Genomic DNA, 6000 nt, shown 5'->3' with positions numbered 1-6000 from the left:
CGACACTCAGTTCCACACTGACATCGACGTCACCTTCACCATGTCCGGCGAAGCCGACAACGGCCTGACCTTCGGCGCCAACGTCGACCTCGACGAGTCGGTCACCGGTGCAGCATTCGCAACCGGCTCCCAGGGCGGCGAAGCCATCTTCGTGTCCTTCGGCGGCGCAACCCTGACCATGGGTGACACCGACGGTGCAATGGACGCACGTATGCCCGAAATGGCGCTGGCTGGCGGTTCCATCCAGGACGACGAAACCGGCCACGTCGGTTTTGACGACCAGGACGGCCACCTGCTGCTGGGCACCGACTCCGGTCTGTCGCTCGACGGCAACGGCGACGGTCAGATCGCGCGCTTCGACTACACCTACGACGCGTTCGTGTTCTCGTTCTCGGTCGAGCAGGCCAACAACGGTGCAGACACCTACGGCTTCTTCAACGCAATCGGCGTTCCCGCCGGTTACGACGCAGACCCGATCTACGGTCTGGGTGTTGGCTACGCTGGCGAATTCAACGGCATCTCGCTGAACGCCGGTCTCGGCTTCCAGTCGCAGAACGACGTTGCTCAGACCTACGGTCTGGCTGTGACCGCCGGCTTCTCGAACGGTCTGTCGGTTGGTGCAACCTTCTCGAAGACCGAAGTCGACGGCACCCTGGAATCCACCTTCGGCCTGCCGGATGAGGACATCACCCACGTCGGTCTGGGCGTTGGCTACGAGATGAACAACATCGCAGTCGGTCTGAACTGGGGTCGTTACGAGTACAACGGCGCAGAAGTCGATGGTTACGGCCTGGCCGCATCCTACGACCTGGGCGGCGGTCTCTCGGCGCGCCTCGGCTACGGCTACAGCGACTTCGGTGGCGGCGTCGACGTCGACACCTACTCGCTGGGTCTGGCAATGAGCTTCTAAGCTCTGCCCGAACCATCGGTTCAAGGAAGAGCGGGCTTCGGCCCGCTCTTTTCTTTTGCGCATCCAAAAAAAGAGGGCGGGTCTTGGCCTGCTCTTTTGCGTCTTTTACGCACCACTGAGTTACATTTATGTCGAGAACTTCCACCTTTGCTTGTAAATGCGGGGTCAAGGAAGCATGGTGTGTTCATCGGGACCGGACATCCGGATTGCCACCAACCTTTCGCACATCATGAGGGACCCCATGAAAAAGATTCTTTTTGCAACCACCGCGCTGGTCGCAACCGCGGGCGTCGCCTCTGCTCAGGACCTGGGCATCGGTTTGACCGGGATGGCCGAAATGGGCATCTACGACATCGGTACCGGCGACACTCAGTTCCACACTGACATCGACGTCACCTTCACCATGTCCGGCGAAGCCGACAACGGCCTGACCTTCGGCGCCAACGTCGACCTCGACGAGTCGGTCACCGGTGCAGCATTCGCAACCGGCTCCCAGGGCGGCGAAGCCATCTTCGTGTCCTTCGGCGGCGCAACCCTGACCATGGGTGACACCGACGGTGCAATGGACGCACGTATGCCCGAAATGGCGCTGGCTGGCGGCTCGCTGCAGGACGAAGAGACCAACCACGTCGGTTTCGACGACCAGGACGGCCACCTGCTGCTGGGCACCGACACCGGTCTGTCGCTTGATGGCAACGGCGACGGTCAGATCGCGCGCTTCGACTATACCTACAATGCGTTCGTGTTCTCGTTCTCGGTCGAGCAGGCCAACAACGGCGCCGACACCTACGGCTTCTTCAACGCAATCGGCGTTCCCGCCGGTTACGACGCAGACCCGATCTACGGTCTGGGTGTTGGCTACGCTGGCGAATTCAACGGCATCTCGCTGAACGCCGGTTTCGGCTTCCAGTCGCAGAACGACGTTGCTCAGACCTACGGTCTGGCAGCGACTGCCGGCTTCTCGAACGGCCTGTCGGTTGGTGCAACCTTCTCGAAGACCGAAGTCGACGGCACCCTGGAATCCACCTTCGGCCTGCCGGATGAGGACATCACCCACGTCGGTCTGGGCGTCGGCTACGAGATGAACAACATCGCAGTCGGCCTGAACTGGGGTCGTTACGAGTACAACGGCGTAGAAGTCAATGGATACGGCCTGGCCGCATCCTACGACTTGGGCGGCGGTCTGTCGGCGCGCCTCGGCTACAGCCTCAACGACCGCAAGGACCTCGGCCTCGACGATGTCGACCTGTACTCGCTGGGTCTGGCAATGAGCTTCTAGGCTCTGCCCGAACCATCGGTTCAAGGAAGAGCGGGCTTCGGCCCGCTCTTTTCTTTTGCGCGGCCGCGTATTAGCTATCGGCGGAAAGGACCCGCCATGCTTGCCGCCGACCCCAAAGCGCTCAAGGCCCGCTACGACGCTGCCTTGCGCAGGCTGTCCGCCGGGCAGCTGAACCAGGCGAAGGCGGATTTCATCGCGCTGCTGATCCCCCTGCCCCGGTCCGCGGAGATCCATTATCAGCTGTCCCGCATCGCGCATCTGCAGGGCGACCTTGCCGCGCGCGCGGCCCACCTGGGCGATGCGCTGGCAATCAAACCGCAGGAACCCGCGCTGAACGAGGCCGCCGTGGCCGCCTTTACCGCCACGCGCGCGTTCGATAAGGCGCTTGCCGCGCACGACCGGCTGATCGCGCAGACTCCCGGCGATCTGAAACGTCAAGCCGACAAGGGCCTGACCCTGCAGTTCGCCGGGGATTTCGACGCGGCAGAGGCGCTGTTCCGCAAGCTGATCCGCAAGGCGCCCGACAATGGATCGCTGTACCGGATCCTGACGGCGACGCGAAAGCTGCCTGCGAACGATCCGCTGATGGACCGCATGCGCCGTCTGCTGGCCAATCCCAAGGTACCCGACATCGGCAAGATGCATGCCTCCTACGCCATGGCCAAGGCGCTCGAGGATCAGGGCCGGCACGGGCAGGTCTTTGCCCATCTCGACCGCGCCAACGCCCTGCAACGCAAGGCCGCACCCTTCGATCCGGACGTCTATGCCGCCGATCACCGCGCCATCGTGGCGGCGCAGGATGCCGATCTCACTCCGCTCGACATCGAGCTGCCCCTGCGTCCAGTCTTTGTCACCGGCATGCCCCGTTCCGGCACGACGCTGGTGGAACATATCCTGGCCGCGCACAGCCGGGTCACCGCCGGCGGCGAGCTGGGCCACGCCGTGCGCACCGCGGTGGCGCAGCTTGGCGACGGCACCAGCCTGTCACCGCTCGACGGGCAGAGCGCCGAGGCCGTCATCCGCTTCGCCCGAAGCTATGTTCAGCACGTCATCCGTGACACCGGCGCGTGCCAGGGCGTCGTCACCGACAAGAGCATCCTCAATCACCTGATCTACGGCCTGCTGCACCGCGCTCTGCCCGGCGCCCGGATGATCGCCGTGCACCGCGACCCGCGCGACATCGCACTGTCGATCTACAAGAATCATTTTCAGACCGGCACCCACCGCTACGGCAACCGGCTGGCCGACATCGCCCCGGTGATCAAGGCGTTCCGCGCCAATATCGCGCATTGGCGCCGCCGCCTGCCTGAGGGCACGCTGACCGAGGTCCGATACGAGGATCTGGTGGCCGATCCCGAATCCCAGACCCGCGCGCTGGTGCGGGCCGCGGGGCTTGAGTGGGAAGACGCCTGCCTTGACTTTCACTCCGCCGGGGGCACCGTAAGGACCCTCAGCCTGCACCAGGTGCGCCAGCCGATCTATCGCGCCTCGGCCCAGGCCTGGCGCAAATACGAGACTGAACTGGCCCCGTTCATCGCGGCCTGGGGGGACGATCAATGGGACTGACCGACATCAAGGAACGCATCGCAAAGGCGGAACGGGAGGCAGGCCGACCCGAAGGGTCGGTCACGCTGATCGCCGTGTCGAAGGTGCAGCCCAATGAGCGTGTCCGCGCGGTGCTCGAGGCGGGCCACAGGGTCTATGGCGAAAACAAAGTGCAGGAGGCAGCGGGCAAATGGCCCGATTTCCGCGAGGCGTTCGACGGCGTGTCGGTGCATCTGATCGGTCCGCTGCAAAGCAACAAGACCCGCCAGGCGGTGCAGCTTTTCGACGCGATCCATTCGGTCGACCGGCCCAAGATCGCCAAGGCCATCGCCCGCGTCGCGCAGGAGGAAGGGCAGTGCCCCGATATCTTCATCCAGGTCAACACCGGCGAAGAGGATCAGAAGGCCGGCGTCCTGCCCGGAGAGACTGACGGTTTCGTCGCCGAATGCCGCGCGCTCGATCTGCCGGTCAAGGGGCTGATGTGCATCCCGCCGGTGGACGAAACGCCGTCGCTGCACTTTGCCCTGCTGGCCAAGCTTGCCGCGCGCAACGACCTTGCGGGCCTGTCGATGGGGATGAGCGCCGATTTCGAAGAGGCGATTGCCCTGGGCGCCACCCATGTCCGCGTCGGATCGGCGATCTTTGGCGAACGCGATTACGGCTGACCGCTGCGGGTCAGACGCCGCCCTGAAAACGAAAACCCCCGGGCGAGAGCCCGGGGGTTTCCAACATCTCTGCTCCGCTCCGGATCAGTGCAGCTTCTTGCCGACCTGATCAATCGCGTCGTCGATGAGCTTGTTCGCGTCCGACGCCGTCATCTGCTTGGCCACCACGTCCTTGGCGGCCTGCACCGCGACGGTCACCGCGCGGTCACGCACCTCGCGTACCGCCGATGCCTCGGCCGATGCGATCTGGTCGTTCGCGGCCGCCAGTCGGCGCTCCAGCGTCTTGGCGATATCGGCCTTGGCTTCCTCGGCGGCGATCTCCGCCTCTTCGCGGGCCTGGGCCACGATGCGGTCGGCCTGTTCCTGCACTTCGCGCTGCTTGCGCTCGTAGGACGCCAGAAGCGTCTGCGCCTCTTCGCGCAGCGCACGCGCCTCATCCAGTTCGGACTGAATGCCGTCGGCGCGCTTGTCCAGCATGCTCATCAGCATGCTCGGCACGTTGTAGTAGATCAGCACGACGATAAACAGGATGAAGGCCAACAGGACGATAAAGTCGGTGTTGGTCAGCGAAAAGAACTCGTCACCGGCGGCAAGGGCCGGGGACGCGGCGAGCATGGAAAGGGTGAAAAGTCCGGTCAGCTTGCGCATGGTCTTACCCTTTCATCCGTTGCGACACGGCGGCGTCGATGGCCTGGTCGTCGGCCTTGCCACCCAGCGCGGCCACGAGGGCTGCGGCGGTGTCCTTGGCGACGGCTTCCACATTCTCCATCGCGGAGGCGCGGATTTCATTGATCGCCTTTTCGGACTCGGCGGCCTTGGCGGCAATTTCGGCATCGGCCTTTTTCGTGGCCTCGGCCAGATCGGCCTTTATCTCGTCGCGGGCACGCTGCGCGATGGCATGCGCCTCGGCACGGGCATCGGCGAGCGCCTTGTCATAAGCCTCTTCCGCCTCGGCGGCCTGCCGCTTGAGCTGTTCGGCCTTGGCGATGTCGTTGCTGATCGTGCCCTGACGTTCAGCCAGAACGGCGGCGATGCGCGGCAGCGCGACGCGCGACAGCACGAAATAGATCGCGAGCAGCGCCAGGACGAGCCAGAAGATCTGGTTGCCCCAGTTGGAAAAGTCCAGCTGCGGCATGCCCGGTGCGGTGCCCACCTCATGGGCCGCAACACCTGTGGCATCGGCCAGGCCGTCGCCTGCGGCCTGTGTAGTTTCGGTTGCCATGTGGCCGTCCTCCAAGGGTGCTTTTCTCTACAACGGGCGGCGCGGCATCATGGCCACGACCGCCCGAGCGTAAGGATCAGAACCGTGGCTTAGACGGCGAACATCAGCAGCAGGGCGACGAGGAACGAGAAGATCCCCAGCGCTTCTGCGAACGCGATGCCGATGAACAGCGTGGCGGTCTGACCGGCGGCTGCCGACGGGTTGCGCAGAGCGCCGGACAGGAAGTTACCTGCCACGTTGCCCACACCGATTGCGGCTGCGCCGGAACCGATTGCTGCCAGGCCTGCGCCGATGTGTGCGAGATCGCCTTCCATGAGAATTCTCCTTACGATTGGAAGTTAGAGTGTGATGGGTTCGTGTCGGGTGTAGCGTGGGTTTT

Annotated in this window: 7 protein-coding genes; 4 read left to right on the top strand and 3 right to left on the bottom strand. The window is 64.2% G+C overall.

The features are described from left to right. The 4 genes from ACOXXX_RS16790 to ACOXXX_RS16775 form a co-directional block, all read left to right on the top strand. Positions 1-910: porin (locus ACOXXX_RS16790; protein ID WP_422827763.1), on the top strand; the 910-nt coding region annotated here is incomplete at its 5' end. 241 nt (positions 911-1151) lie between these two features. Then, positions 1152-2189, top strand: coding sequence for a porin (locus ACOXXX_RS16785; RefSeq protein ID WP_422827762.1), 1038 nt, complete (start codon positions 1152-1154; stop codon positions 2187-2189). 96 nt (positions 2190-2285) lie between these two features. Then, entirely contained in the window at positions 2286-3755 is a 1470-nt protein-coding gene (locus tag ACOXXX_RS16780; RefSeq protein WP_422827761.1) for a tetratricopeptide repeat-containing sulfotransferase family protein, read from the top strand. After that, positions 3746-4399 (top strand): YggS family pyridoxal phosphate-dependent enzyme, encoded by a 654-nt coding sequence (locus ACOXXX_RS16775; RefSeq protein WP_422827760.1) that lies wholly within the window; start codon positions 3746-3748, stop codon positions 4397-4399. Before ACOXXX_RS16780 ends, ACOXXX_RS16775 begins: the two co-directional genes overlap by 10 nt. An 84-nt stretch (positions 4400-4483) precedes the next feature. Here ACOXXX_RS16775 and ACOXXX_RS16770 read toward each other — a convergent pair whose 3' ends face one another. From ACOXXX_RS16770 to ACOXXX_RS16760, 3 genes are all read right to left on the bottom strand, one after another. After that, the gene (locus ACOXXX_RS16770) at positions 4484-5047 is read right to left on the bottom strand and encodes a F0F1 ATP synthase subunit B (RefSeq protein ID WP_422827759.1); all 564 of its coding nucleotides are present in this window, start codon (positions 5045-5047) and stop codon (positions 4484-4486) included. A 4-nt stretch (positions 5048-5051) separates the two neighbouring features. Next, the gene (locus ACOXXX_RS16765; protein ID WP_422827758.1) at positions 5052-5621 is read right to left on the bottom strand and encodes a F0F1 ATP synthase subunit B'; all 570 of its coding nucleotides are present in this window, start codon (positions 5619-5621) and stop codon (positions 5052-5054) included. 89 nt (positions 5622-5710) lie between these two features. Further along, on the bottom strand, positions 5711-5935 hold the full coding sequence (locus ACOXXX_RS16760; protein ID WP_084351458.1) for a F0F1 ATP synthase subunit C: 225 nt from the start codon (positions 5933-5935) through the stop codon (positions 5711-5713). Between the last annotated feature and the right edge of the window lie 65 nt (positions 5936-6000).

The sequence above is a fragment of the Thalassococcus sp. BH17M4-6 genome, from assembly GCF_049323015.1.
GTDB lineage: Bacteria > Pseudomonadota > Alphaproteobacteria > Rhodobacterales > Rhodobacteraceae > Puniceibacterium.
This window is presented reverse-complemented; position numbering and strand designations above follow the sequence as displayed.

Bases quoted from the DNA above. Each gene is read 5' to 3' on its own strand.
- ACOXXX_RS16785 (WP_422827762.1), top strand. From the start codon at position 1,152: ATGAAAAAGATTCTTTTTGCAACCACCGCGCTGGTCGCAACCGCGGGC.
- ACOXXX_RS16780 (WP_422827761.1), top strand. From the start codon at position 2,286: ATGCTTGCCGCCGACCCCAAAGCGCTCAAGGCCCGCTACGACGCTGCC.
- ACOXXX_RS16775 (WP_422827760.1), top strand. From the start codon at position 3,746: ATGGGACTGACCGACATCAAGGAACGCATCGCAAAGGCGGAACGGGAG.
- ACOXXX_RS16770 (WP_422827759.1), bottom strand. From the start codon at position 5,047: ATGCGCAAGCTGACCGGACTTTTCACCCTTTCCATGCTCGCCGCGTCC.
- ACOXXX_RS16765 (WP_422827758.1), bottom strand. From the start codon at position 5,621: ATGGCAACCGAAACTACACAGGCCGCAGGCGACGGCCTGGCCGATGCC.
- ACOXXX_RS16760 (WP_084351458.1), bottom strand. From the start codon at position 5,935: ATGGAAGGCGATCTCGCACACATCGGCGCAGGCCTGGCAGCAATCGGT.